18 protein-coding genes and 1 pseudogene are annotated in these 26,358 nt (G+C 70.8%); 11 read left to right on the top strand and 8 right to left on the bottom strand.

Translation table 11 applies throughout. From position 1 onward, the window contains the following. The first annotated feature begins 8 nt into the window (after positions 1-8). Complete coding sequence (locus BCD48_RS41710; protein WP_071053933.1) at positions 9-2,426, top strand: serine/threonine-protein kinase; 2,418 nt, start codon at positions 9-11, stop codon at positions 2,424-2,426. A gap of 56 nt (positions 2,427-2,482) precedes the next feature. Here BCD48_RS41710 and BCD48_RS50275 read toward each other — a convergent pair. After that, positions 2,483-2,647: pseudogene (locus BCD48_RS50275) on the bottom strand (NHL domain-containing protein); the annotation flags it as partial. 34 nt (positions 2,648-2,681) lie between these two features. On the opposite strand from BCD48_RS50275, the gene BCD48_RS41705 reads away from it, so the two are divergent. The 3 genes from BCD48_RS41705 to BCD48_RS41695 all read left to right on the top strand — a co-directional run bounded on the left by BCD48_RS41705 (position 2,682) and on the right by BCD48_RS41695 (position 8,546). Then, on the top strand, positions 2,682-6,008 hold the full coding sequence (locus BCD48_RS41705; RefSeq protein WP_349308086.1) for an ATP-binding protein: 3,327 nt from the start codon (positions 2,682-2,684) through the stop codon (positions 6,006-6,008). Between the two features lie 224 nt (positions 6,009-6,232). Further along, on the top strand, positions 6,233-7,333 hold the full coding sequence (locus BCD48_RS41700) for a choice-of-anchor D domain-containing protein (RefSeq protein WP_241842388.1): 1,101 nt from the start codon (positions 6,233-6,235) through the stop codon (positions 7,331-7,333). 211 nt (positions 7,334-7,544) lie between these two features. After that, positions 7,545-8,546: a hypothetical protein gene (locus BCD48_RS41695; RefSeq protein WP_071053932.1), complete on the top strand. Its 1,002-nt coding sequence runs from the start codon at positions 7,545-7,547 to the stop codon at positions 8,544-8,546. A gap of 136 nt (positions 8,547-8,682) precedes the next feature. Here BCD48_RS41695 and BCD48_RS50950 read toward each other — a convergent pair whose 3' ends face one another. Together BCD48_RS50950 and BCD48_RS41690 are read right to left on the bottom strand one after the other, a co-directional pair. Continuing rightward, a complete protein-coding gene (locus tag BCD48_RS50950; protein ID WP_157910631.1) occupies positions 8,683-8,859 on the bottom strand; it encodes a hypothetical protein in 177 nt (58 codons plus the stop codon). A 359-nt stretch (positions 8,860-9,218) separates the two neighbouring features. After that, positions 9,219-10,043 carry a TIGR03619 family F420-dependent LLM class oxidoreductase gene (locus BCD48_RS41690; RefSeq protein WP_071053931.1) on the bottom strand — a complete coding sequence of 275 codons (825 nt, stop codon included), beginning with the start codon at positions 10,041-10,043 and terminating at the stop codon, positions 9,219-9,221. Positions 10,044-10,268: 225 nt separating this feature from the next. On the opposite strand from BCD48_RS41690, the gene BCD48_RS41685 reads away from it, so the two are divergent. Beyond that, positions 10,269-10,757, top strand: a complete 489-nt coding sequence (locus tag BCD48_RS41685; protein ID WP_131804224.1) for a hypothetical protein — start codon at positions 10,269-10,271, stop codon at positions 10,755-10,757. 53 nt (positions 10,758-10,810) lie between these two features. Here the strand turns inward: BCD48_RS41685 and BCD48_RS41680 are convergent, their stop codons facing one another. Both BCD48_RS41680 and BCD48_RS41675 read right to left on the bottom strand, forming a co-directional pair. Continuing rightward, positions 10,811-11,218 (bottom strand): RidA family protein, encoded by a 408-nt coding sequence (locus BCD48_RS41680; RefSeq protein ID WP_083420013.1) that lies wholly within the window; start codon positions 11,216-11,218, stop codon positions 10,811-10,813. A 189-nt stretch (positions 11,219-11,407) separates the two neighbouring features. Next, the gene (locus tag BCD48_RS41675; RefSeq protein WP_198543610.1) at positions 11,408-12,628 is read right to left on the bottom strand and encodes a M20/M25/M40 family metallo-hydrolase; all 1,221 of its coding nucleotides are present in this window, start codon (positions 12,626-12,628) and stop codon (positions 11,408-11,410) included. Positions 12,629-13,343: 715 nt separating this feature from the next. On the opposite strand from BCD48_RS41675, the gene BCD48_RS57045 reads away from it, so the two are divergent. Together BCD48_RS57045 and BCD48_RS41670 are read left to right on the top strand one after the other, a co-directional pair. Beyond that, on the top strand, positions 13,344-13,865 hold the full coding sequence (locus BCD48_RS57045) for a DUF4760 domain-containing protein (protein WP_491677205.1): 522 nt from the start codon (positions 13,344-13,346) through the stop codon (positions 13,863-13,865). A gap of 166 nt (positions 13,866-14,031) precedes the next feature. Continuing rightward, the gene (locus BCD48_RS41670; protein WP_083420011.1) at positions 14,032-14,967 is read left to right on the top strand and encodes a TauD/TfdA family dioxygenase; all 936 of its coding nucleotides are present in this window, start codon (positions 14,032-14,034) and stop codon (positions 14,965-14,967) included. Here BCD48_RS41670 and BCD48_RS41665 read toward each other — a convergent pair. Further along, a complete protein-coding gene (locus BCD48_RS41665) occupies positions 14,960-18,484 on the bottom strand; it encodes an AfsR/SARP family transcriptional regulator (RefSeq protein WP_083420010.1) in 3,525 nt (1,174 codons plus the stop codon). The genes BCD48_RS41670 and BCD48_RS41665 overlap by 8 nt on opposite strands. A gap of 282 nt (positions 18,485-18,766) precedes the next feature. Here BCD48_RS41665 and BCD48_RS41660 point away from each other — a divergent pair, with 282 nt between their 5' ends. Continuing rightward, the gene (locus tag BCD48_RS41660) at positions 18,767-19,444 is read left to right on the top strand and encodes a hypothetical protein (RefSeq protein WP_071053927.1); all 678 of its coding nucleotides are present in this window, start codon (positions 18,767-18,769) and stop codon (positions 19,442-19,444) included. Positions 19,445-19,596: 152 nt separating this feature from the next. Here the strand turns inward: BCD48_RS41660 and BCD48_RS41655 are convergent, their stop codons facing one another. Together BCD48_RS41655 and BCD48_RS52765 are read right to left on the bottom strand one after the other, a co-directional pair. Beyond that, positions 19,597-20,694 (bottom strand): integrase core domain-containing protein, encoded by a 1,098-nt coding sequence (locus tag BCD48_RS41655; protein ID WP_071053926.1) that lies wholly within the window; start codon positions 20,692-20,694, stop codon positions 19,597-19,599. 726 nt (positions 20,695-21,420) lie between these two features. Then, positions 21,421-23,772 carry a toll/interleukin-1 receptor domain-containing protein gene (locus tag BCD48_RS52765; protein ID WP_071053925.1) on the bottom strand — a complete coding sequence of 784 codons (2,352 nt, stop codon included), beginning with the start codon at positions 23,770-23,772 and terminating at the stop codon, positions 21,421-21,423. Between the two features lie 75 nt (positions 23,773-23,847). On the opposite strand from BCD48_RS52765, the gene BCD48_RS54595 reads away from it, so the two are divergent. From BCD48_RS54595 to BCD48_RS41635, 3 genes are all read left to right on the top strand, one after another. Further along, positions 23,848-24,051 carry a response regulator transcription factor gene (locus BCD48_RS54595; RefSeq protein ID WP_241842387.1) on the top strand — a complete coding sequence of 68 codons (204 nt, stop codon included), beginning with the start codon at positions 23,848-23,850 and terminating at the stop codon, positions 24,049-24,051. A gap of 45 nt (positions 24,052-24,096) precedes the next feature. Next, on the top strand, positions 24,097-25,374 hold the full coding sequence (locus BCD48_RS41640; protein ID WP_083420029.1) for an amidohydrolase family protein: 1,278 nt from the start codon (positions 24,097-24,099) through the stop codon (positions 25,372-25,374). A gap of 172 nt (positions 25,375-25,546) precedes the next feature. Beyond that, complete coding sequence (locus BCD48_RS41635; RefSeq protein WP_071053923.1) at positions 25,547-26,155, top strand: hypothetical protein; 609 nt, start codon at positions 25,547-25,549, stop codon at positions 26,153-26,155. The last annotated feature ends 203 nt before the right edge of the window (positions 26,156-26,358 follow it).

Raw genomic sequence — 26,358 nt, 5'->3', positions numbered from 1 at the left:
AGGTCGCGGTGGCGTTCGAACGCGAGGAAGCGCTCCTCCACGGGGTCTACGAGATCACCGAGGTGCTCGGGAGCGGCGGCTTCGGCATCGTCCTCGGCGGTCGTCACCGCGACATCGGCCAGCGCGTCGCCATCAAGCGGATCGACACCGCCCGCCCCGACCTGTCCTTGGCGGCCCGGGCCGACCTGGCCGCCCGGCTGCGCGCGGAAGCCCGAATGCTGACCAGTCTGCGCCACCCGCACCTGGTCGAGGTCTACAACTACGAGACCGACGGCGAGCTGCACCTGCTCGTCATGGAGCGGCTCGACGGTACCCTTGGCCGCTACTTCGGCCAGGCCAACAGCCGGTCGATCCTCGACGCCTGCGCCGCCGGGGTGGCGATCGGCGCCGCACTCGGGGCCGCGCACGCCCGGCGCATCGTGCACCGCGACATCAAGCCGCAGAACGTGCTGGTCGCCGCCGATGGCACGGTCAAGGTCGCCGACTTCGGCGTCGCCAAGATCCTCGGTGACGAGCTCAGCCCTGCCACCAACATCGCGACCCCGGTCTACGCCCCGCCGGAACAGCTCGACGGCTCGCCGATCACCCCCGCGGCCGACGTCTACGCCCTGGGGATCACCCTCTACGAGATTCTCACCGGGGCGCCGCCGTTCCGCGGCGGCCTCGAACAGCTGCATCACGCCCACCGCGAGCTCCCGCCCCCACCGCTCACCGGCCGGGTGCCGGACCCGATCGCCGAGGTCGTCCTGCGCGCGCTGCGCAAGGATCCGGCCGGGCGTTACCAGACTGGTCGCGAGTTCGCGGTCGCGCTCTTCGCCGCGGCCGCCCACCTCTACGGCCCCGACTGGGTGGCCCGCTGCGCCGTGCCGGTCTACATCGACGAACAGCTGCGCGGCCGCCAGCTGGGGCCGCCCGCCGGCGGCCGGGCCCCGGCCGACTACTCGACAGCCGTCCCCGCGCCGGCGCCCTTGCCGACAGCCGTCGCCGCTCCGGCGCTCGCGCCGGACGTGGCCCCGACCGTGCGGTCGACCGGCGCGGTAGACGACGCCACCGTGATCAGCTCGCCACCCGACCGGCCCCCGCCCATCGCGCCCGCCGGCCGCCGTTCCCGTGGCCGGGCCGCCAAGGCGCCTGCTCCTGCCCCGTCGACCCCGCTCCTTCCCTCGGCGCAGTCCGCTCCGGCAGTCCCCACGGCCCCCACGGCCCGGGCACCCGCCGCCGTCCCGGTGCCGCCGCCCCACGCTGCGGTCGCGACGCGGCCGCCGGCCGTCCGCTTCGTGGCGCTGCTGCCCGACGGCCGGCACCTCGGGCTGGATGGGACGACGACTGGTCCTACCAGCGTGTCGCGGATTCCCGGCCGGCGACGCGCCGAGCCGACCCCGGTCGCCGTGCCCGGCGCGCACGGAATCGCCGTCGGGCCGGACGGCACGGTCTACGTCAGCGTGCCCACCCGTCACCTCGTCCTGCGCGTCGATCCCGACGGCCCCGCGGTGCCCGTCCTCGGCACCGGCGAGGCCGGGTACTCCGGCGAGGTGGGGTCCGGGCGGCACTCCCGGGTCGACACCCCGTACGGCCTCGGGTGCGGCCCCGACGGTGCGCTCTACGTCGCGGACAGCGGCAATGGCTTGATCCGCCGAGTGGATGCGGCAGCCGATCTCGTCGAGACGGTCGCCGGAGCCAGCAGTGGGCAGTTCACCGCCGGTCGCCACCACTCCGGGCCGGTCCGCGCCGAGCCTGCCGGCTGGACCGAGCTCAGTCCCGCCGAGCTCGTGCTGCGCGGACCCCGCGCCGTCGCGCTCGATCCCGAGGGCCGGCTGCTGGTCGCCGACACCGGCAACCACCGCGTACTCCGGCTCACCCTCGCCCAGCCGACCGACCCCGGCCGCCCGGGCGCGAGCGAGGCCCGGCGCCTAGCCGGCACCGGGCAGCCGGGGGACGCCGGTGACGGCGGCGCGGCCGTCCGCGCTCGGCTACTGCGACCGGCCGGCGTGGCCGCGCTGCGCGACGGGCGAGTCCTCGTCGCCGACACAGGCAACGGCCGCGTGCGAGCCGTCGCGCCATCTGGGCAGATCACCCCGCTGGCGGGCGGCCGATACCAGCCCGCGGCCAGCCCGAGCTCCGCCGCGTCGCGGCTGCGGGCGCCCACGTCACTCGTCGTCCTGCCCGACGGCCTGGTGCTCGTCGCGGACCCCATGACCGGCCGGGTCGTGACCCTGCCACTCCACGCCGGGCCGGGCGGCGTTGGCCGCCCCGGCCGCGCTGGCCGTCTGGCCGACCGGCGGCACGGTCCTCGCCACCGGGATCGCCGCCGGTCATATCACCACCCTGCTCCCCGACGGCCGGACCGGCCTTCTCGCCGTCCTGCCGCGCTGACCATGTGGGGTCCGACATTTCACAGTGGAGTAGATCCACCGGTCGGCAGGTGAACCTGTGTGGTCGGGGAGCTCGTCGAGGGTCGGGACCCCACCTGGGCGGGCGTGGGTTAGCGTTTTATGAAAGAAAATGGACCCTTCGCGAGTGTGCTGATCGTCCCGAATGGGTCGATCTTCCGGACTCGGCTACTGGCATTGTCGACGATGTAGACCGTACCGTCGTTACCGACCGCCACGCTGTCTGGTCCGGCGAGTTTGGCTTCGGTGGCGGGGCCGCCGTCCCCAGAAAACCCGGGTTCGTAACATCATGTGGTGCTGATTCGGGGGCTCGGCCCGGTCGAGGTTGTTGTTGACGGTGTCGCGGTCGACCTTGGCCGGCCTAAGCAGAGAGCGTTGTTCGCGCTGCTTCTCGCCGCCGCGGATACGGTTGTAGCGGTCGACACGATCGTCGACCGCCTCTGGGGCGGTCAGCCGCCGGCGAGCGCGATGGCCAGCCTGCAGGTGTATGTGTCGAACCTGCGGCGGGTCCTGGAACCCGGCCGCGGCCCTGGGACACCCGCGGCCGTGCTGGTGACCCGTGCGCCCGGTTACGTCCTGCGCACCGATGGGGCGACGGTCGACGTCCGGGTGTTCGTCGAGCTGATCACCGGGGCGCGCGCCGCGCTGGCGGTTGGTCGTGCCGACGATGCCCTGGCCGGTCTTGACGAGGCACTGGGGCTGTGGCGTGGCGATGCCTACGCCGACGTTCGAGACGCGTCGTGGATCGCGCCGGAGGTCGCCCGGCTCGGTGAGCTTCGCCTGGGTGCGGTCGAGGACCGGGCCGACGCGCTGATCCGCCTCGGCCGGCCGGCCGAGGCCGCGGCCGATCTGGAGGCGTTCATCGCGGGCCACCCGCTGCGCGAACGGGCCTTGTCCCTGATGGCGCTCGGGCTGTACCGATGCGGGCGCCCGGCGGACGCCCTCGGGGCGTTGCGGTCGGTGCGAGCCCGGCTGGCCGAGGAACTGGGCGTGGACCCGGGGCCGGACCTGGTCACCCTCGAGATGGCCATCCTCCGCCATGATCGCCGGCTGGCGCCGCCGCCGGTCGTCCCGGCCTGGCGGCCCGGCGCGGCCGACGCGGTCGCGCTTCCCGCGGCTGGGACGGGCGCTTCGGTGACCGTGGTGACAGACGACCTGTTCGTCGGCCGCGGCGGTGACCTGGCGAACCTGCTCGGCGAGCTCGGTCCGCCCAGCGCCGCGCCCGGCCCGATAATCATGATTGACGGTGAGCCGGGAGTCGGGAAGACCCGGCTGGTGGCCGAGGTGTGCGCGCGCGCCGGCCGGCCGGCGCTGTGGGGGGTATGCCCCAACCACGAGGTCGCGCCGGCGCTGTGGCCGTGGGAACAGGTCCTGCGCGCGCTCGCCGCCGCCCGGCCGGACCTGCCCCTGCCTCCGGAGGTAGCCGCCCTGCTGTCCCAGCGGCGGCAGGACGGCGGGTACGACGCGACCGGCGCCCGCTTGCGGCTTTACGAGGCGGTGACCAACTATCTCGCGTCCGCCGCGCCGCTGCTGGTCGTACTGGATGACCTTCAGTGGGCGGACACGTCGTCGCTCCGGCTGATCGTCCATCTGGGAGCGGGCCGCGCGCCCGGAGTCGGCCTGATCGGCACGTTCCGCACGCACGAGCGGGCCGTCCTGGAGGAGACGCTGGCGGGGCTCGCCCGGACGGGGCTGCGGACGGCGCGGCTCGGCGGCCTCGACGCCGCGGCGGTGCGCGACCTCGCGCGCGACGTCGCGCGCGCCGATCCCGGGTGGGAGGCGGCAGGGGCGTTGCGCTCCAGGACCGGCGGGAACCCGTTCTTCGTGCGCGAGCTGCTTCGATTCCCCGGCGGATCCGGCCAGGCTGGAGCGCTGCCCGACCATGTGCGCGACGTCATCCACCGACGCGTCGCCGCGCTGCCGGCCTCGGCGGCCGCGCTGCTCGAGACGGCGGCGGTGGCCGGCGCGGAGTTCGACGCCGACATCGTCGCCGAGGTCGCAGGCTTCGCACAGCTGGCGTCGCTCGAGGCGCTGGACGCCGCGCTCGCCGCCGGTCTCATCTCCGAGCACCCGTCCCGGTTGGGAGGATTCCGGTTCGACCACGACCTGATCCGGGAGGCGTTGGACGCCCGGCATACGCGGCTGCGCCGAGCCCTGCTGCACCGCCGCTTCGGGGAGGTGACCGCGCGGCGGTACGCGGACCGGCCCGAACGGACCGGCCAGGTCGCTCGGCACTGGCTGGCGGCGGCGGAGCTGAGCCCTGAGGTGGCCCGCGCCGCGGTGGAGCAGGCCGCCCGGGCCGCGCGGGAGGCGGCCGACCGGCTCGCCCCCGAGGACGCCGCCGGCTACTGGCAGGGGGCGCTCGCCGCCGCGGAGTTCGCCCGCCTCGGCGGCGGGGAGCGGGTCGAGCTGCTGCTCGGGCTCCTCGACGCCCTCTACGCCGCCGGGAAGCACTTCGAGGGGCTGGAGATCGTCGACCGGGCGCTGGCGGAGGCGGGCGGCGATCCGGGCCAGGTGGCCCGGATCGCCGACGCCGCCATGGGCCACACCGTCTGGTTCCCGTTCAGCTACGGGACTGTCCCCGGTGCGTTGCGCAGCGCGCTCGCCGCGGCGCTGCCGCTGCTGCCCGCCGAGGACCCGCGCCGCTGCGTCGCTCTCGTCTGCGCCGCGGTCGTCGCCACCCAGGCCGGTGACGTCGACGAGGGCGCTCGGCTGAGCGCGGCGGCGCTCCGGGCATGCCGGGCCCTACCTGACGGTCCCGACCTGCTCGCCCGGATCCTGCATCTGCGATCTCTCGCCGTCTCCGAGGTAGACCGGCCCAATGAGCAGCGGGACGCCGCGGCTGAACTGATCGCCATGGGTGCTGCCCCGCGGGAGCTGGTGGCCGGCGCGCGGCTGCGGCTCGCCTGCGACCGAGCGCGGCTCGGCCAGATCGGCGAGGCATGGTCGGCCCTTCTCGCCGCCGAGGAGGAGATGCGGCGCCTGCGGTCACCGGCGCTCGCCGCCCAGGCCGGGTTCGTGCGCGCCGCGCTGCTGGCCTTCGCCGGGCGCCTCGACGAGTCGGCTGCCGCGGCCGACGCCGCGGTCAGTACGGTCGATCCGGCCGCGCAGAACGGGATCGTCGCCTCCTACGGAGCGAACATGATCGACCGTGCGCTCCAGGCCGGCGCGCTGGCAGCGGCCGCGCAGGAGATGCGCGCGGTTGCGGCCGGGTCCAAGGTCGCGGCCTTTCGGGGGGTCCTCGCGCTCGCGCTCGCCGAAGCGGGCTGCACCGGCGAGGCCCGTGAGGTCCTGGCGTCCGTGGAACTGCCGCCGCGGGACTACACGTGGTGGGGCGCCGTGGTCATTCGGCTGCTTGCGGCGATCATGCTCGGCTGTCACGACATCGTCGAACAAGACCGCGCCCACCTGCGGCCGTTCAGCGGCCAACTCGTCGTGATCGGCTCCTGCACGGCGATCATCGGCGCGGTCGACGGACTGCTGGGCGAAGCCTCGCTCGCCCTGGGCGATCACCCCGCCGCGCGCCGGGAGCTGACGGCCGCGATCGCCTTGCTGGACCGGTGCGGCTCTCCGTACTGGGCGGCAAGAGCCCGCCAAGCGCTCGCCAGGTGCCCGTAAAGCGTGGTCCGCGAGGCTGTCCCGCGAGCGGGGGAGGAACCATCGTGGGAGCACTGCCACGCGCCCAGGGCGCCGGTTGCACCAAGCCGGCGAGTGTCGACCGCGGGCTCGAACGAACAGTCAGGCCTCCTGGACGAGGAGCGACGCGGCGGCACGCCGGGCTGGCAGGTTGGGTCGTCTCACGGGCCGCCCGACTGAGAACGGCCGCCATCCTGCTGTCGATCGTGGCCGTGGTCAGCGCGACCGGCTTCCAATGTGAGTACAAGCCCACCGCGCTGCCGATCAAGTTCACCTTCGACGAGAACGGCAACGTCGACGTCAGCGTCAGTCATGACATTGTCACGCCCATCGGCGTGTTCGAGCTGAGCCAGTCCGTTACGCGGCCGCGGAACGTTCCTCCGGGCCAGACAATGCTGATCATCCGGCATGCCATCGCAGGAGTGTTGAAGGACAGCTGGTTCCAACTTCGCCTTGCCAAGGATCTGGTGTTCTCGGTCGACGGCGGCAGCCGGCTCGTCGAGCAGAGCGATAACGCCGCCACGCTGGAAGTGACCGGGCCGGCGACAGGGGTGGTCGTGCAGGAGACGGAGGACGACGGCCCCGACGACGGCCCCGGCAGGTTCTCCACCGAGCAGGTCGATGCTCTGCCCGAGGTCCCAGACGACGCCGACGGGGCGGCCGACATCGACGTGACGCCGTCGACGCTGCTCTGTTCGGCGGATGGCTGTGAGGAGTCGGTGACGATCAGCGGCACCGGGGACGGTCCGTTGCGGGTGACCTCGGTCGAGGTCCTCGGGCCGGACGCGGACTTGTTCGTCCCCAGCCACGACTGCGACGGCCGTGAGCTGTCGGCCGGCGAGCAGTGCTCGCTGACCGTCGACTTCACACCACCCGAGGGCGGCGGCGTCGCCACCGCGACCCTGGTCATCCATCAGAACCTCGCCGGCCCGGCCAGCGAGATCGACCTGAAGGGGGACGGGAACGGCCTGGTGCCGACACCAGAGACCGTTGAGCCGGGGGAGCCCGGCATCGCGGTGACGCCGTCGACGCTGCTCTGTGCGGGGGACCGCTGTGCGGAGCCGGTCACGATCAGGAGTACCGGGACTGGCCCGTTGAAGGTGACCTCCGTCGAGGTCGTCGGGCCGGGCGCGGGGTCGTTCGTGCCCAGCCATGACTGCGACGGCCGTGAGCTGTCGGCCGACGAAGAGTGCTCCCTGGCCGTCGACTTCACACCGCCCGAGGACGGCGGCGTGGCCGACGCAACCCTGGTCATCCACCAGAATCTCGCCGGCCCGCCCACCGAAGTCGCCCTCCAAGGCTCCTGAATCGCGGCCGGCACGGCCAGTCGGACCCGTACGTCGAGATATCGGACAGGGAAACCAGAAACGCGGGGCGCTGCCCGACGGCGCTGCGGGGCGTCAGCCGCAGTGAACGGCTCGCCCGCCGATCCCAGGAGAAGTCCGGAAGTCGCGTGTGCGGTACCGGCGACACCATTGCGGCACGGATCCACCGGACCGCAGGAAGACGGGGACATTCATGGATTTCGGCGCGGCCACCGCTCTGAATCTGCTTGGGAGCTCGACTGGTGCGGCGCTGGTGCTGGTCGCGCACGCGATTTTCCGGGCCGCGGTGCCGAAGGCGTACGCGCTGACCGTCGGTGCGCTCGGCCTCGCGGCCGGCTCCCTGTTGTTCTACGCCGGCCTCGAGGACGGCAGGCACGGCGGGTGGGCTGTGCTCGCCGGTTTCGTGCTGGGCGGCGCATACCTGGCGGTGGCGATCGCCGCCCTCGTCGACCGGGACGGTGGCGGCGAGATGCCGTGGTTGCCGGTACTGGCGATATCCGGTGGTGGCACCCTCGGTGGCGTCAGCGGCGTCTATATTCTGGACTGGCTCCCGTTTGGTGGTCTCGGCTGGAACATGGTCGGATTGATTCTCTTCACCACCCTGGGCACCTCGGCGGAGGCTGCCCACGTCGAGTCGGGGCCAGCCGGCGAGATCAGCACGCGTGCCTGGATCACCACGTATGCCGGCACCTTGATTCTGGCCTACTGCACCGCGGTCGCCGTCAATGGTGTAGCAGGCCCAGAAAGGACGCTTCTACCGCCGCGAGCAGTCGGCGAAGCCGTCAGGGATTTGTTCCATGCATCGTCGACGTCGCCATCGAGGCGGCCTTCCCCGGATGCGCGGCCAGGAATACAATTCACGTACGCCGAGGTCGACTGCGAGCCGCGCCACAGTCGCCCCGACCAGATGTGCGGAAGAATCAAAGTCACGAGCACCGGCGGCGAGGATCTCATCATCCAGGCGCTGGTCGTCAGACCCAGCGGGAGAGGGGTCGAGCTGGAGCCCTGGAATGTCTTCGCACCGGACGACTTGAGGAACACCTGCCTGCTGGGCCGGCGGTACTCCAAGGGCGTGTCCTGCGACCTGATTATCCGTTTCCCCCGAGATAACCGACCGACCGACATTGTCCTCCACGAGAACACGGGTTCACTCCGCGGGACCATCGTCCCCATCCCCGAGTCAGAGTCACGGTGAGCGCCGCCTGGGGACAGTGAGAGCCCACGCGCGCACCATCCGCCCTTGATCAGCCAGCACGGCGTGACAGCTGCGACCAGCCCACGCCCAGCTGGCCGACCACGACAACACGAGTCAAAGACGAGCAGGCGGCCGATCATGCTGCGGTGGCGCCCGCCGCGCGGATCTCGTGGACGACGCTGGTGAACCACTCGTCGGACGGCACCCCCGCGGTCTCGATGGTTGGCAGGTGTGACAGGTCAGGGATCAGGAGCAGTGCGTCCGGATAGCGGGCGATCGTGTCGACGGCGAGTCCGTCGCCGGTGCCTGGCAAGGCGGATCGGGTTGTCCCGGACGCGTTCGAGTAAACAGGTGGCGACATCGAGCGCATGCCGTACGAATGCCCGCCCTACCCCCTCCGGCCATCGGCCGATCTTGTCGTTGATCGCTGAACGGGGAGGGAACGATGCCTTAGCCGAGAGCAGGCGCCAGGTTGGTGCGCCCGTCGGAGAGTGCGCGCTGCGGTGACCACGAGGAGCCGTCGAATCGGGACCACCAGATGTGGTTGTCGGAGCCGACACCGCGCCAGGCCATGACCACTCGCCCGCTGCTGCTGTACCCGACGGCCGGATCAGGACTGGTGCGGCGGTCGGGGAGTGGCTGCTGCGGCGTCCAGGACGAGCCGTCGCGGCGTCAGGTGTCCAGCACGAGGTCCGCGAGCAGATCCATCGAGTGAAGCCAGGCGTCGAGGTCTCGCCGCCAGGGCGCCGCTACCACGTGTTGAATGCCAGCCTCGGCGAACGCCGCGCGCTCCTGCCTGATCAGGCCCGGGTCCATGCCCTGAGGATCCCAACCCGTGCGGGTCGAAATGGTGAACGTGTCCTCGGGCCGGTCGGCGCGGATGCGAGCGACGACCTCGGCGGCTCTCGGCGGCTTGATGCCGACAGCCTGATAGCCGTCGCCCCGCCTGACCGCCCGCCGGAAGGCGGCCTCGCTGCCGCCACCGACCCAGATGGGTACGGGACCCGCCGGTTTGGGCAACAGCCGAATGTCGTCGAAGGAGGTGAACTCGCCGTGAAAGGACGCCGGGTCGTCGCGCCAGACGGCTCGGAACAGGTCCAGCGCCTCGTCCAGTCGACGTCCCCGGTTCTCGAAGTCGTGGCCGAGAGCGGCGTACTCGGCCCGTGACCAGCCGACCCCGGCGCCGATGACCAGCCGACCGGCGGACAGAGCATCGAGGCTGGCCAGGGCGTTGGCAAGGGCAAGTGAATTGTGGGTCGGAACGACCAGGACGCTGGTGCCCAGTCCCACCCGCTCGGTGCACGCCGCCGCCCAGGTCAGCGTCAACAGCGGGTCGTAGAGGTACGGCGACGGGTAGCTCAGCGCCGCCGGATGGACGGTGTGGTCACTCACCCAGACATCGGCGAAGCCCAGCTCTTCTGCGTGCCGCGCCGCACGGGCGATCGCCGTGGGCCCCGCGACGCTGCCGTACTGGGGAAGGTGGATGCCGACTCGCATGAGCGTATCCAACCAGCAACCGTGCCGCCGATCGCGGCGCACGTGCCGGCCACTGATCAGAACGGCGAACAGCTCACCAAGCGCCCCTCGACCGGCTGCGCGCTGCTGTCCGTCGCCGGGCGCTGGTGTGATCAGGGCCGCTGCGGATGAGGAGGGGTCCCCAAGCGACACCGGAAAACGGTGCCACACTGGCGCCATTCAGGAATCAGTCGTGGAGGAGGCCATATGACTGCTCGATTGCGTTTACGGCGTGCCGAAGTCTCGATGCTCCTGGTCCTGGTCGGTATCGCGACTACCGCTTTGATGACCATCGCGCCAGGAGAGGCGCGGGCGGACTTCATCTACAGCCGCTACTGCCAAGGTAAGGCCGTTATCCGCTGCGTCGAGGTCCACCAGCGGGTCGCCGCGGACGGCAGCCGCAAGGTGCGCTTCAAGGCGGACATCACCGACAATGCCAAGGACGACGCCAACTACTGGGTCGCCTTCAGTAAGATCACCGTTCCTGCGGCGAGTGGCGGCACCAGAACCTTCACTGACTACGACGGCTGGGCGAGCGCGCTGGATATCTACTTCACCCCTGAGACCACCTGCCCGGACACCGTCCGAACGATCAAGATCAACTATACGGCCTACTTCACCTGGAAGAACGCGGCCGGCCATGTCACTGCAAGCTCATTCAAACAGACCGTGGGTGTCTGCGGGCCGTTTGCCTGACCTCCGTCGTCTCCTCCGCTGCCGGTTCGGGGTCGTGGTCCGCCTGTGCCCGCTCACGCCGCGGCGACGACCGCGATCTCGAGCAGCCAGGACGGCTGGGCCAGCGCCGGGACGGTCACCAGCGTGCTGGCGACCCGGCGGCCGCCGAGGAATGCGTCGCGTGCCGCCATGGCCTGCGCCAGCCCGGGCGTCATCGCGGTGACGACCAGGTAGGTGGTGATGCCGACGACGTCCTCGGCCGTCATGTCGGCCTCGGTCAGTATCGCGGCGATGTTGTCCCACACCAGGCTCGCCTGGGCCGGCACCCCGTCCGGTACCGAACCGTCCGGTGCCACCGGCACGACTCCGGAGGTGTGCAGCCACCGGCTGGCGTTCTCGACGAGGACCGCGTGCGCATAGCGGGCCGCCGGAGGCGCCATGCTGTCAGGGCTGATCGTTCGGTGGGTGACGGCGTCGGACATGCGCAGACCGTACCGCCCGCCGCGACGCTGCTCGTCAGCAAGCGGTCCGAGTCATTCCGGCGCTGCCGGTCCTGGTTCGCCTGGGCCACAGCGCCCCGTTCCGAGAGATTCCTCCCCGGACTCTGAGGCACGGACCGGCAGGACTCGGTCCGCACATGCGCTCTCTGGTGCCGCGGGCAGGACGGCGGCTCAGCCCAGGAAGTCGCTGACCACGTCGATCCAGAATCTGGTGCTCAGCGCCAGGGATTCCAGGTCGATGCGTTCGTCGTCGCCGTGGAAGCGGCGCGCGTAGTCGCTCGGGTCGAGCGTGGGGCTGAACAGCCCCGCGCCGTACGCGACCGCACCCAGGTCGCGGTAGATCCGGGCATCGGTCAGCCCCACCGCGAGCTCCGGGCCGATCCGCGAAGCAGGGAAGCGCTGGTTGACCGCGCGTTGGAGGCTGTCCCACAGGGGCGTCGCGGTGGGGCTCGCGTTCGCCGGCTGGTGCAGAAAAATGTCGACGTCCACGTCGTCGAGCAGGTCGCCGAGGGCGGCCACCAGATGGGCGCGGACCTCGTCGGCGTCCTCGCCGGGCAGGCTGCGGACGTCGACGTCGAGGTCGACCGTTCCCGGTATCACGTTCGTCTTCATGGGCCCGGACACGACGTTGCAGGAGAACGTCGTGTGCGTGCAGGCATGCAGGTACGCGGCCAGGTTCTTGTTCGGCATGGTGCCCAGGCAGTCGTCCAGGCGGGCCGGGTCGAGCAGCGCGGCGCGAAGGTCGTCCGGAACGTCAAGGGTGGCCACCTTCAGGCGCCACAGGTCGTCCAGGCGGGGGGCCGGCCGGTAGTCGGTGAGACGTTGGATGATCTGCGCGGCGCGGGCGAGCGCGTTGTCGGCCCGCCAGGGCCGCGCCCCGTGGCCGGCCGTTCCGCGGACTCGCAGCCGGTGCCAGGCGACCCCCTTCTCGGCGACCTTGACGCCGACGTGCGCGCCGTTGTGCAGGCCGCCGTTCTCGGTCAGGACGTAGTCGGCGCGGATCGCGTCCGGCTCGTTCTTCGCCAGCCAGCGGATGCCGTGCTCGCCGCCGGACTCCTCGTCGGCGGCGGCGAAGAAGACCAGGTCGCCGGCGAACCGAGGCCCGTGGAGCGCCAGCTGCCGGAAGGCGACCGCCATAGAGGCGGTCAGGTTCAGCATGTCGACGGCGCCGCGTCCCCATATCTCGTCGCCCACCCGTTCTCCGGCGAAGGGGTCCCTGGTCCAGCCGGCCGGGTCGACGGGGACGACGTCGATGTGCCCCATCAGGCACAGGGCGGGCGCGGATGGATCCGTTCCCTCGATGCGCGCGACCAGCGACTCGCGACCCGGGGCGGGCTCGAAACGGGCGACGTCAAAGCCGGTGTCGCCCAGATAGGCGGCGAGGGTATCCACGTTTCTGGTCTCATGTCCGGAGGCCTTCGTGCCGTCATTGACGCATTGATTTCTGATCATTCTGTTGGAGCAGATCCGTCGTGTCCCTGGTCAGGCCGGCCGGTGCGCCGTCGACCCTGCTGTCTTCCAAGGCCACGAATCCACTCCTTTGCGCACACTGGCTCGCGGCGACCGGCCGTCATGCGCTGCCTTGAGGTGTCCGGAGACTCAGTGTTTTGGGTGGCTGGCCCGTCGGGAACGGCGCGTTGCCCATGGTAGGCAGCTTCGACTTCGGCTGGGTGTACCTCGCCGAGGTTCGCCGCTAAAGTTATGGCACATCGGCTTCGCGGCGACCGCGTTTGCCGGATCGATGGCCACCGCGCGCAGTAGCCAGCTGGTGCCTGTCGGCTGCGACAGATCCGGTGCCCTACATTTGCCGAAGCCCGACGCCGGATCGCGGACGGGTGATCGGTCAGCCGACATGCCGAACCACGGCTCCGAGCGCTGTGGTCACGACCGTCGACGTCAATCTTGGCTACATTTGAAACGACAGTGAAACAAATAACAAAGATCATAGTACGATGTCTGTCCCGTCAAAGGTCACCCTTGCGCCGCAGAACTCGCTCCGCGTCCAGCCAAGATCAAATTGCCGTGGCGACCATGCGTAAGATTGGCCAAACACGCCGCAAGCGGCATAAATCTCGCGTACCGTAATGGTCCTACGCGAGGGGGACACATGTTGAATGCTTTAGCGCTCATTCTTTCAGTCACGGCTTTAGCTTTGTCAACCTACCTATCAATCCGTCAGACGCAGATAGCGCGTCGAGACAACCTCGTCGTCGTCATTGAAAAATTCTGGGACGGTTTCCGTAGCCACGAATTCCGCAGGAGCTACGAGTATGTTACCGGCCACCTCCTTGTTGAGAATTCTCCGAGCGCAATGTGGGATCTCCCAAACCCGGCGCGCGATCATGCCCTCGACGTTGCATATTTCTTCGACTATCTGGGTTCTCTGATCGTCCATCAGGCTCTCAATGAGAGGCTCGCTATCGGGGCTCTTGGTAACATTGTCGATCTATGCTGGCGGCGCCTTGAACCTTTCATAATTGCCGAGCGTCAGAGTAGGCTGAGGCGATCGACTTCGGGAGAAACCATAAGCTCTGGTTTCTTGGTCTACTTCGAGGATCTCGTATCTCGTAGCCGCAGGCTGCCTCCACCAGAAATCAACAGCAAACTTCGCCTAGGCAACGTGCATTAGAATGTCCACGGGATTTATGTTGCATTTCAACTGCTGCCGATGACCAGGATCTATCGACGTGCTAATTCTGCGAAGATGGCGGCCAGAAGGCGGCTACCTACGAGTTTTCTTGCGCCGACCATCGAGCGGCGAGACTCTCATCATCAAGGGCCCGAGGCGGTAGCTGATGGTCGAACGCCCCTGTTCTTGCGACGGCGGGGTGCCGCCACCGGCATGGCGCGCCCGGGACATTTGTCCGCGGTGTTGTCGGTTCACCTGGCCCGGACTGGACCGCCAAGTGAACAAGGATGTGTGGCGCTGGCTCGACGGTCCAGGGGTCGCCCTGCTTACTGGCCTGCCTGTCGACGATCGTGACTTGGCAGGCACTGGCCGTCTGGCCCTGGCAGTGGCGGGCGAGTTCGGATTCGTCCAGCCGCAGGGCTGGGACAACAGTCTGATTTGCATCGTCCGCGACGAGGGCCAAGTGACCGGGATGGAGGCGGGGCTGATCGCCTCGCGCGTCGCTAGAAGCTCGAAGAGCAGGGAACGTCTCGACCTGCACAATGACGCGGCGCCACGCTGGGTCTCGCCGGAGCCCATCGACCACGTGCTGATGCTAGCCATCTGCCCCGCCGAGACCGGTGGGGAAACCACGCTGGTCAGCGCGCGGGCCGTCTGGGAGGAGATTCTTCAAGCCGATCCGGATTCGGCCCGTATCCTCCAGTCCAACTTTCCATTCAATCGGTCCGGTGATGGCCTGCCTGCCGACCAGCCTGACCATACCACAGGTCCCGTGTTCAAGGTCGATGGAGACTGGTTCACGGTTCGCTGTAACCGGTTTCGCATCGAGACCGCGGCACGCGACCTGAACCGGCCACTGAATCCGAAACAGCGAGACGCGCTCGATCTGATGGACTCGGTGCTGGGACGGCCCGAGCTTCAGTCGAAGATCACGCTGCAGCCAGGCGAGTGTCTTCTCCTCGATGACCGAACCGTCGTACACGCCCGCACCGCTTTCCGTGACTCGCCTATGTCGCTGCGGGGCCGGTGCCTGATCCGGGTGTGGACGCGGCGCCGCGAACCGCGCCGCGACCGACGGGAGGACGCGACGCCGGTCAGCTAATCTCGTCGGGCAGTCGGCTGACGTTCCAGGTCTCCTCGAACTGCCGCTCGATGAACTGTGCGAGGTCCGAGTCGAGCCCAATCTCGTATTGCCGGCTGCCGCTCGCGGACGTTCCGGGCGTCAGCCAGGCCGCCAGCATGGTCTCGTCCGATCGATGCAACGCTATTTTTGGCGGTCGATCGTAGAGCCGCACCACCAGACGCCGCCGGGATGGCGCCGGAAGCCGGTCGGCGAACGCGTCGAGCGCCTTCAGGTTCGCCCGAACCAGCGCACTCACGTCATACCGCCGTCCGAGGTCGCGGGTGCGTTCATCGGCGTAGCGTGAGTCGGGATCGAGCAGCAGGATCTCGGCGTGCGCACCGTTTTCGAGTGCGGCCCGCAGCGCGTCGAGGAAGCCCGCCTGGTGCGGAAGGTCGAGCATCTGGCTCCAGGTGGCCATGATCCGTATCAGGTAGGCGCTGGCCGCGACGGCCTCGCTGAAACCGTCGTGGTCGAACGCCGCGTGCACCCGGCGGCCCATGGCACCGCGCCGGGGGCCGGGGCCGTCACCGGCGAGCCAGCGCCGCAGCTCGTCGCGGACCGCCTGGTCCCGGTCGCGCAGCAGAGCGAGCGCCTGCCGCCAGGAGGCACGCGCGGCCTCGGTGTCACCCTCCCAGGCCAGCAGGCGACCGCGTTGCGCCAGGCAGCGCGCCTGTCCGACGTTGTCCCGCCGGGCCTGGTAGATGGCGATGCACTTGTCGTAGGTAGTGAACGCCTCCTGGTCGTTGCCGGCCCGCCCGTGCGACTCGGCCAACAGCAACAGGGCGCGCGCCGGGTCGAGCGGATGCCGTTCTGTCTCGAAGTAGCGCTCGACCTCGGTGAGGATCTGCCGGGCGTCCTCTATTCGTCCGGCGTGCAGAAAGGCCTCGCCCAGCGCCATGCTGGTCTGCCGGTCCGCCAGAACGTTCCCCTCCTTCGCGAACGCGGCGACCGCGGCCTGGAACCGGGTGAGCGCCTCGGCCACCCGGCCGGCCTGCAAATGCCCACGGCCCGCGGTGTCCAGCGCCCGGGCCACCCCGAACTGCTGCTGATGCTCCAGGTAGAGGAGCCGGCTGCGTTCGGCGCGTTCGATGACCTTCTCCGGCATCCCCTCGTCGAGGTGGAGCTCGGCGAGATTGCGCTGCACCGAGGCCTCGCCGAGGGGGTGCCGCAACGCCCGGAACTGCTCCAGACTCCCCTTCAGCGACTGCCTCGCCGCGCGGTGGTTGCCGCGCAGCCGGTCCAGCCGGCCGAGCAGCCGGACGGCGTTGGCCTCCGCCGGTCCCGACTCGCGTCGGCGCGCCGCGGCCAGAGCCGATTCCTGCGTCCGTCGCCAGTCGCTCCAACCACCCGTCGCCTCGAAGAAGTCGACGAGCGCGAAGGCGAGTAGCCAGGTCAGCTCGTCGTAACCCGCCGCCCCTGCCTGGTCGACAAGCATCACCAGGTCGGCCCGGCGCCGAGCGAACCAGGTGTTCGGCTCGACGACCACCCTTGCGACGGCCAGCGGATCCGGCGCCCAAGGCGGCTCGCCGACCCGCTGCACGAACCGCGTGTTGCCCGGGTGCAACAGGGTGGCGGCTCGTTCCGCCGCGGCCAGCGTCGTCTCCAGCAGCCGGCTGAGCGCAGCCCGTCGATCTCTGTCGCGGGCGTCGCGGCCCGCGACGTCGCGCACGTCCAGAGGCTCGCGGGCGTAGAGGCGGAGAAGGTCGTGAAACCGGAACCGGGACTCGGTGCCCGCGTTGTCCGTCACCTGATCGATGAGATGCGCCGCCACGAGCTCGTCGAGGACTTTCTCGGTGGTGGCCCAGTCGAAGCCCGTGAGCGCCATCGCGTCGAGCTGCCCGACCTCCTCACAGCCGGGGATGGACAGCAGCTGGAAGGCGCGGCGGGCCTCCGCCGAGAGCTCACGGTAGCTGAGCGCGAAGCTGCGCGGCACCTCCAGGTCGCCGGTTCGCAGCACCGTCAGCGGAGCGTTCGTCAGCTCCTGGCGCATCCGGCTGAGGGCCAGGTCCGGTCGGCGCGTCAGCCACGCGGCCGCATTGCGGATGGCGATGGGCAGGTGGCCGCAGAGCCGCACGATCTCCCGGGCCTCGTCGGCCTCGGCGTAGGCACGGGCACGGCCGGCGATCTCGGCCAGCAGGGCGAGCGAGTCGTCGGCGTCGAGGGAGTCGAGCCGGATCTCGTCGGCGTCCAGGCCGGTGAGCGCGCGGGCGCTGGTCACCACGACCGCGCAGGTCGCCGAGCCAGGCAGCAGCGGCCGGACCTGGTCCTCGTTGACGGCGTTGTCGAGCAGGACGAGCATCCGCCGGCCGTCCAGCGCGGAGCGGTAGAGCGCCTCGCGGCTGGCCAGGTCGTCCGGGATGCGGTCGCGCGGTGTGCCCAGCGCCATGAGGAAGCCGCCCAGGACATACGACGGGTCCGCCGCCTCCCCGAGCGGCGACGACGGCGACGGTGGGCGAAGGTTCGCGAACAGCGCGCCGTGCGAGAACTGGCCACCGTCGACGCGGGCGCGGTGGGCGACGTACAGCGCGAGCGCGGTCTTGCCGACGCCGGGCCGGCCAGTGATCGTCGCGACGACCGGGCCCGAGTCCGGCCGGGCGGCGGCCTCCAGCAGCCGCAGCAGCCGCTCGCTCTCGGCGCGCCGGCCGGTGAAGTGCCGCGGCCCGGCTGGCAGCTGCGCCGGGACCGGCACGGAGATGCCCTGCTCGCCCGTCGGCGCGGTGACCCGCGGGGGCGTCCAGCGCAGGCGGTCCGCGTCGTTGAGGATCGCGTGCTCCAGCTCGCGGAGATCCTCGGAGATCAGGCCGCGCCGGTCGAGCCGGGCCAGGCCGTCGCGGCAGACCCGCAGCGCCTCGTCGCGCCGGCCGTCGCGGTAGAGCGCCAGCGACAGCCCCGACCGCAGGCTCTCGTCGTCCGGGAACTCGGCCAGGACGGCCGGAAGATCCGTCAGCAGCGGGCCCGGCCGGCCGGAGACGAGGTAGGCCTCGGCCCGCTTCTTGACTGTGGTGAGCCGCAGCTCGTTCAGGCGCCGCTGGTACCGGACGACGAACGGCCGCGCGTCGAGCCCTGCCAGTGGCGTGCCGCGCCACAGCCCGAGGGCCCGGTCGGCGCGCTCCGCGGCGGCCAGCGGGTCGGTCTTCACCAGGCGCTGTGCCTGCTCCATCAGGCGCACACACACGAGCTCGTCGAGCTCGTCTGGCCCGACGGTGAGCACGTAGGCGTTGTGCACCCGCTCGACGGGCCGGACATCGTCGCCGGACGCCGCGCGCAGCAGCTTCCGCAGCCGGTGCACCTGCTCGCGCAGGCCACGGACGACGTCGGTCGCGCGGGTATCCCAGTCGTCACCCCATAGCGCCGAGACGAGCTCCTCGTCGCTCAGCGGTCGGTTCGCCTCCGACAGCAGCGCCGTGAGCAGCAGCCGGCGCAGGCCGCTCTCCACCCGGGTCACCTGACCGGTGCCGGACACGACCTCCAACGGGCCGAGAACTCGAAAGTGCATGAGGACCTACCGTGCGCAGGGCGAATCTTCAGTGTGCGGGCGGACCCGGCGCCGGCCGACCGGAATCGGCAACTTGCCGGGCCTCTCCCCATCGCGTTGCCCACCATCGGTCAACGCGGAATCAACGCCGTCGTTTGTCGGTCGCGTGCTCGACCGAGCCGCGCCGGCCGGCCCGGCCGCCCGCGCCGGCCTGTGGTCACCGGGAAATCAACGCCCGTGGTGATCGGGCGGTGAGTACCGGGCGCTCTCCTGAGATCCACGACACCGAGGAGGGCGGCGCAGATGGTCGACATTTTCGCGGCGAGCCTGGCGGCCCGGCCCGCCTTCGCGTGGGACCGGGCCGGCAACCAGTACGTGCTCGACACGGACCCGGCGGTCATCGCCGGCCTACGCTCGGCCTGGGCGGCCGGCGACGACGTGACCGTGCCGCTGGCCGGCGCGCTGACCGTCGAGCGCCGTGTCGGGTGCCTGGTCGTCCGGGACGTCGAGTCGGGGGCGCCGCTCGCGGACATCCTGGTCGGCGACGGGCAGCCGCTGGTCGTCCTTGCCTCCGGCCACCGCGCCAGCTGGTCGGTCCCGACCTGGCTGGTCTGGCAGTGCGGCTTCGTGACCGCTGGCGGGCCGGGCTCGCTGCCTGGGCGCAACCTCGTCCTGTTCGCCATGGACGGGACGGGCATCGTCACCGCCACGAGGTCGCCGGTCGTCCGACCGGCCGGGTACGGTCCCCGGCTCACTGAGGCCGAGCTGCTGCTCCTCGTCGGCTGGCTGTTCCTGATGGTCGGCCAAGGCGGCCCCCGGATGGCGCCGGTGCGCGAGGCGCTGGACGCCCGGGCATTCGCCCCGCACGTCGACCGACGGTCGCCCAGGCGGACCGGCCCCGGCGGCCGGTTGGGGGCACGGGGCCGGACCGCCCGCCGGGCCAGCTCGGCCGCGCCGTCCGAATACGCCGCCTCCAGGTGACCGGACACGAGGCGGCTGGAACATCAGGCGAATCTCGCGAGGTGGGCCACCCGTCGAATCGGGCGGCCTTCAGACTCGGGCGGGTCGCGCCGCACGGACGGTGACTCGCTGTCCCGACAAGCCTGTTCCTGCCGAAAAATGCGTCCGGGCTGTCAGGCGGCGTGTTCGTATTCGTGCAGGATGCCGGCGAGGCGGTCGCGTCTGCGGATGTCTAGGTGGGCGAGCCGGTCCGGGTCGGTGACCGGTTCGGGCAGCGGTTGGAGTGGCCGGGCATCGGCGATGCCCTGATGTGGCCGATGATCGTTGTAGAACGCCTCGTATACGCGGAGCGCATGCAGGAGGTGGCACTGGTTCCAGATCAAGGTGCGGTCGAGGAGCTCCCGGCGGCAGGTTCCTACCCACCGTTCCATGATCGCGTTCATGCGTGGGGCTCGGACACTGCTGCGTACGACTGTGATCCTGGCGTCGGCGAGGATCGCGTCGAACATCGCCGGGTATTTGCTGTCTCGGTCGCGGATGAGGTAGCGGGCAGTCGAGGCGGCGTCGTGGAGGTCCATGGCGAGGTTGCGGGCGGCCTGGGTGACCCAGGCGGCGGTGGGGTGCGCGGTGGCGCCGAGGATCCGGATGCGGCGGGTGGCGTGTTCGATCACGGCGAGGATGTAGAGACGCGTCCCGGTCAGGGTCACGGTCTCGAGGAAGTCGGCGGCGAGCAGGCCGTGGGCCTGGGAGCGTAGGAAGTCGGCCCAGGTGGTCGCRGYSCGGTCGGGTGCGGGGTCGATGCCTGCGGCGTGCAGGATCTCCCAGACGGTGGACGGGGCGACCTTGATGCCGAGGACCAGCAGTTCTCCGTGTATCCGCCGGTAGCCCCAGCTGTTGTTCTCCCTGGCCAGGCGCAGGACCAGGGCGCGGATCGAGCTCACGGTGCGGGGACGGCCGCGCCGCTTGGGACGGGCGGCGGCGGCGTGATGGCGCGCGATCAGGTCGCGGTGCCAGCGCAGCACGGTGTCCGGGCGCACCAGGAGTCGCAGGCGGCCAAGGGTTGGCCGCGGCAATGTGTGCGGGAGCGCCGCCAGCAGGGCGCGCTCGGCGGGCTGGAACTGGATCCGTTGGCCGTCGAGCTGACGTTGGAGTACCGCGATCTGGTGGCGCAGCGTGAGGATCTCGATGTCCTTGTCGCGATCACTGCGGGGCAGCAGGCATAGCAGCGCGAACGCGTTCGTGACACCGAGATAGGTCAGTCGAACCAGCACGAACCGGCATCCTCGCGCAGCCACCGACGCGAGGAGCGAGGACCGGGCGCTGGAAGGGCCCACAGCCGGCAGCCGCGACTGCGACCGCCTGAGCAGGGCGGATCGCATTCTCGGCAGGAACAGCGCTGTGCCCGACGGCCGCCATCCTTGGCTTTGCAAGTGAGAACGGGATCTGGATCTGCCCGCTGGCAGCTGATAGACGCCGCTCACTCATGGTTATCGCGTCCCATATCGGTCTACCACGTTCCGTAACAGCCGTCATCGGGCACCCACTGGCTGCCAGCGGGCAGTCTCGGATGGCCGCCGGCAGGTCGGCGGCACTTCCCGAACCTGAGGGTTCGTATCCACAATCCGCACTTGTAATCGGTGCGGTTTGGGGGTGCCGGGGGCTGCCTGGGGCCGTGGGGAGCCGTTTGGCGGCCCCGTCCGCGGGCCGGGCGGGCGCGACCCGCGCACCTGCGTCGGGCTGGGTGGGTGGTGCGGTAGGGGTCGTCGGGGGTGCGGCCGTCGGGCGCGGGTGTGGTCGGTGCGGAAGTGGGGCCGGGTGCGGCCCGGCGGGCGCCTGATCGGCGGGTGGTACGACACCGCCCCCGGGGCCGTGGTGGCCCCGGGGGCGGTGTGGGTAGGGCTATGTGGTCGGGGTGGTGGATCGGCGGGTTGTGTGCGTGGGAACCGGCCGGGCCGTCGCTCGGGTCATCGACTGGCTGCGCGACCGGTGTTAGTTGGCTACTGGGAGCCGGAAGCGATCGAGCCGTCAGGGTTGAAGCCGAACCGCCGCAGCCGGTCGGCTTCGACGCTCCCACCGCGTTTAGCCAGCAGGCTGGCCAGCCTCTCGCCGACATAGAGATAGCCGGCGTCGACCCAGCGACGCAGCTCGTCGAGGTCCCCGCGCTCGGCCAGCACATCGGCGAGCCGCTGGGCGGCATAGGTATTGCCGTCGTCGGTCCAGCGACGCAGTTCGTCGAGGTCGTCGATGCGGTTGATCGTCCGCCGTCTTAGTAGCAATAAGGCATGCCCGTCGCCCATGCCTTCGATGAAAGCTCGCAGTGTGTCGTCGTCGTAACGGTCGTAGTGGTCGATGTTAATCTTGGCGAGGCTCATGGCGGCGTAGGGATTGTTGCCGCTGCGGGCTTGGCGGCACAGCTCGTCGAAGTCCTCCTCGGCCAGCACGTCAGTGAGCTGTTGGGCCGCGAAAGGATCGCCGGTGTCGGCTCGGCGGCGTAGCTCGTCGAGGTCGCCGCGTTCGGCCAGCACGTCGGCGAGCCGCCGCATGGCATACCCAAGGTCGAGGTGGGGCCGGCGACGCAGCTCGTCAAGATCGCCGCGTTCGACTAGGTCGTCGACAAAGAGCCGATCCAACGTATGTGCGGCGAAAGAATCACCGGTGTCGGCTCGGCGGCGTAGCCCGTCGAGGTCGCGGCGTTCGGCCAGCACGTCGGCGAGCCGCGCGGAGGCATGAATGTCGCCGGCGTCGGCGGCGGTGCGGTAGAGAGGGATGGCGATGCCGTAAAGCAGCCTGGCCAAGGCGCTGTCGGCAAGTCGGGTGCAGTCGGCGGCGTCATTGACGTGCTCGACGAGGGCGCTCCAGGTGCTAGCCGGGACACGGTCGAAACGGCGAACCGCGGTGACGTGTTGGAAGAGGTAGTCGGCGACGGTGTAGCCGGCGACCTGGCCCATACTGCCGGAGGCGACCGGTGTCAGGGCGGCGGTCGCCCCATGCAGTGTGCGGGTGGCGTAGTCCAGGGCCTGTTCGAACCAGCCGGCGGGGGCTTCGGCCTGCTGGCGGGGAGTGCAGTAGTCCACGGCCGCTCGGCGTAGCAGGTCCGCGGGCAGCGGCGCGCGGAGGGCGCCGAGCCGGGCCGCGTCCAGCGCCGCGGTCAGCACCGCCCATGCATACGGGTGGGCGGTTTTGGCGTCGTCCCACCGGGCGACCAGATGGGGGGCGGCGGCCAATGTCTGCGTCAGCCCGTAGCCGCGCGAGTCCAACGCCACTCGCAGTCGGCGATCCCCTGCCGCCGCCTTCTCGGCGCGGGTCTGCTCGGCCGCGCTGAAGTCTGGGGCGACGCGGACCACGTCGGCCAGGTCGAGCACTTCCCGCTCTCGTGCCCGGGGGTCCGCGCCGCCCGAAGGTAGGGCGGTGTAGGTGGCGTACCGACCCGGCCACAGTGTGCCCACGATTACCACCGGGCCGGGGGCGGCGAGCAGCGCCCGCACCGTCCCGCCGGTCAGGCCGTTCTCGCCGTCGAGGTGGCGCTGGATCTCGTCCAGCCATACCACCGTCCGGCCCGGCACCCGGCCAACCAGGGCGGCCACCTCCCTCGGGCCGGCGGGATGGACCAGCCACCAGTCCGCCGGCAGCGCCCCGAGGGCCTCGTAGGCGCAGCGGGTCTTGCCCACTGACGACCCGCCGACCAGCAGCACGAACCCGCCCCGCCCGGCCGCGGCCCGCAGCCGGGCCCGCACCCCGAACTCGGCAGTGTCGACGTCACGCAGCACGTACTCCGGTGGAGCGTCGTCGGGAACCCCAGCCACGCTGATCGCCGGATGGACTCCCAACCGGCGCGGGTCGGCGTCGCCTACCCGGACCGCGCCGGGTGGACGGGACGAGGGGAACCTCGGCGGTGCCACGCTGCCGCCCGGCTCCGTGGAGATGGCAGGGAACGCAGGCGACTTCGCTGGTTTCCTCCGCTGGTTGGCCGTGGCCGCCAGTAGCTGGTCCCGGGCCGCATCGTGGTCGAGGCCGAATAGGTCGACGGTGACCAGCTGGCGCAGCAGCCTAGGTCGGTCGCAGTCTTCGACACGGAAGACCAGAAGGCGCCGCATCTCCCCGGACGGGTTGGCGCCCCAGGCGGCCTGCCACTCCGCTTCGGCGTGGTCGGACCGCTGGTAGGCGGTCGACAACACGGCTATCGTCCGTTCCGCCGCCTGGGAGGCCCGGTGCATCTCGGTGACGAAGTGCGCGCCAGGGCCGAAGTCCCAGGCTTGGATCAGGGTGGTGTGGCCGGTCGCCTCCAGCTGCCAGGCGATCCATTCCGCCCAGGCCAGGTCCGCGCCGGTGTAGGAAATAAAGTAGTCCACCCGGTTTCCAGCCTTGGGCTGCGTGTCGGACCGGCCTGCCCCCGTGATCATGCCGACAGGCTGCCAGAAACATGGGTGTCCGGGGAGCGCAGGCGCAGGTTTGCAGCCCAAGGGCTCACCAGCCGCCAGATCGCGGCGGCCGCTCACATCACCGCACGGACCGCGGAAAATCACGTCCAGAACATCCTCGGCAAGCTCGGGTTCACCAACCGGGCTCAGATCGCCGCCTGGGTCGCCGCCGGCCAGCCGTGGCAGGAGATAAGTACCGCGACTGAGTAATTGCCTGGACGCGGCCGGACGGGTGGCGGCCGCATGCTGCCGGGCATGACCACAACCGCTACCGAGCGCGACAGGCTCACCGTCCTGCGCGCCGCCTGGCTGTATGACGGGACCAGTTCGACCCTGACCGCCGATCCGACGGTCGTCCTCGACGGCGCAACGATCGTCGCGGTCGACGCGGGGACCGGCGCGCCCGACGGAGTCCACCGGCTCGACGGGGCCACGGTCGTCGACCTCGCCGGCGCTACGCTGCTGCCCGGTTTGATCGACACCCACGTTCACCTGGCCTTCGACGAGAGCGAGGACCCGGTCGGCAACCTCGCCCGCCGCGACGACGCCGCCGCCCTCGTAGCGATGGCCGCCGCCGCCCGGCGCGCCGCCCGCGGCGGGGTGACCACGGTGCGCGACCTCGGTGACCGCGGCTACCTCAGCCTCGCCCTGCGTGCCGCCGCCAGCTCCGACTCGTCGCTGCCGACCATCGTCGCCGCCGGACCACCCATCACCACGCCCGGCGGGCACTGCCACTACCTCGGCGGCGCGGCGACCGGCGTCGACGGGATACGCGCAGCCGTCCGGGCGCACGCCGAGGCCGGCGTCGACGTCATCAAGATCATGGCAAGTGGCGGAAACCTGACCCCTGGCAGCCGGCCCGAGCTAGCGCAGTTCGGACCGGACGATCTGCGGGCCGCCGTCGAGGAGGCCCACCGCCACAGCCTGCCGATCACGGCCCACGCCCACGGCACCCAGGCCGTCGCCGACGCGGTCGCGGCCGGCGTCGACGGCCTCGAGCACGTCACCTTCATGACCGCCCACGGCGTGGACCCGCCCCCCGACGAACTGGTCGCGACGATCGCCGACCGGCGCATCATGCTCGGCATCACCCGGGGGGTAGCTCCGGTTCCCGGAGCGACGATGCCGCCCGCGATAGCCGCCCGCCTGCCGGCCTTGATCGCGAACGCCCGCCGGCTCTATGAGTCCGGAGCGCCGATCACCGTCGGAACCGACGCCGGCATTGGCCTGCTCAAGCCACCTGACGTGCTGCGCTGGGCCGTCGGCCAGCTCACCGAGATCGGTGCGACTCCCGCCCAGGCGCTGCGCGCCGTCACCTCTCACGCCGCCGCCGTCTGCCGCCTCGGCCATCGCAAGGGCCGGCTCACGCCCGGCTACGACGCCGACATCCTCGCCGTCGACGGCAACCCCCTGACCGACCCCGCGGCGTTGCACCGCATCCGCGCCGTCTACGTCCGAGGACATCGCGTCACAGATGTGGGCACGCCGAGCCTGCCACACCCGGCCACCGGCTCCGACCCCGCAATCCGTTGACACCCAAGTGGAACAACGGCAGACGACCACCCACGCCGAACGCTCGACACGGTCTTCCCTCCGGACCGGAGCCGGGTCGAGCCACATCAGCACGCAGGCTGCTGCCAACCAGAGCGGCGGCGCATCCCGACAGCCGACCAGGTCCGAACGACCGACGATTTCGGAGGACACCATGACCATGGCCGCCACTCACGCCCCGTCCACCGCCGCACGCGCCCAGGCCGCCCAGGTCGCCGTCGTCGCGGGCGGCCTGACCGGCGCGGTCGGCGCCGCCGCCTACATCTCCAGCTTCGCCCTGCTGTCCGACCTCACCGGCCGGGAAGCGGTACGCAGCCCGCTCTGTGTCACCGCCAACATGCTCATGGCGCTAGGTTTCGCCGTCGTCGCCCTGGCTCTGCCCGCCCTCGCCGCGCACACCCGGCTACCCCGCTGGGCGCTGCTCACCGCCGCCGCCGCCTGCCTGTCCATCGCCGCCGTCGCCTGGGGGGTGGCGACCTTCGGCGTGGAGGCCACCCGGCTGGCCACCGACGCCCAGTGGGACCACCCGGGCGCCTTCGTACTCGTGGCCCACCTCCCCAAGATGCTGATCGGCGCGGCCGGTTTCGCCGCCCTCGCCGTCACCAGCTGGCGGCGCCGGGCGGCGCCACGAGTCGCCTGCCTGCTACTCGGGCTCACCGCCGCAGTCGCGCTACTCCTGCCGCCCCACCAGCCCACCGCCCTCCTCGCCGGCCTCGGCCTCGCCTGGCTCGCCCGCACCGCCCGTCCCCACTCCGAAACCTGACCCGCCCACCCACTTACGACGCCACCACCGGGCCGGCCGCAGGCGGGAATCGTCCCCGCCCGCGGTACGGGTGATACGCACCGGCGGGCCCGACCCGGCCGCGAAGGTTGGAGTGATCCCGGTTCTGTAGACAGTGGACGTACTTACCACTGACTACCAGGGAGATCCGGGGATGGGATCGACGCGGAGGAAGTTCACCCAGG

This window comes from Pseudofrankia coriaricola (genome assembly GCF_001854805.1).
Lineage (GTDB): Bacteria > Actinomycetota > Actinomycetes > Frankiales > Frankiaceae > Pseudofrankia.
The sequence above is the reverse complement of the archived record's forward strand: the minus strand, read 5'-3'. Positions and strand labels throughout refer to the sequence as shown.

What these genes read in the sequence shown, in the direction of transcription:
- BCD48_RS41695 (WP_071053932.1), top strand. Translation starts at nt 7,545, where the DNA reads ATGGATTTCGGCGCGGCCACCGCTCTGAATCTGCTTGGGAGCTCGACT.
- BCD48_RS41690 (WP_071053931.1), bottom strand. Translation starts at nt 10,043, where the DNA reads ATGCGAGTCGGCATCCACCTTCCCCAGTACGGCAGCGTCGCGGGGCCC.
- BCD48_RS41685 (WP_131804224.1), top strand. Translation starts at nt 10,269, where the DNA reads ATGACTGCTCGATTGCGTTTACGGCGTGCCGAAGTCTCGATGCTCCTG.
- BCD48_RS41680 (WP_083420013.1), bottom strand. Translation starts at nt 11,218, where the DNA reads ATGTCCGACGCCGTCACCCACCGAACGATCAGCCCTGACAGCATGGCG.
- BCD48_RS57045 (WP_491677205.1), top strand. Translation starts at nt 13,344, where the DNA reads ATGTTGAATGCTTTAGCGCTCATTCTTTCAGTCACGGCTTTAGCTTTG.
- BCD48_RS41670 (WP_083420011.1), top strand. Translation starts at nt 14,032, where the DNA reads ATGGTCGAACGCCCCTGTTCTTGCGACGGCGGGGTGCCGCCACCGGCA.
- BCD48_RS41665 (WP_083420010.1), bottom strand. Translation starts at nt 18,484, where the DNA reads ATGCACTTTCGAGTTCTCGGCCCGTTGGAGGTCGTGTCCGGCACCGGT.
- BCD48_RS41660 (WP_071053927.1), top strand. Translation starts at nt 18,767, where the DNA reads ATGGTCGACATTTTCGCGGCGAGCCTGGCGGCCCGGCCCGCCTTCGCG.
- BCD48_RS41640 (WP_083420029.1), top strand. Translation starts at nt 24,097, where the DNA reads ATGACCACAACCGCTACCGAGCGCGACAGGCTCACCGTCCTGCGCGCC.
- BCD48_RS41635 (WP_071053923.1), top strand. Translation starts at nt 25,547, where the DNA reads ATGACCATGGCCGCCACTCACGCCCCGTCCACCGCCGCACGCGCCCAG.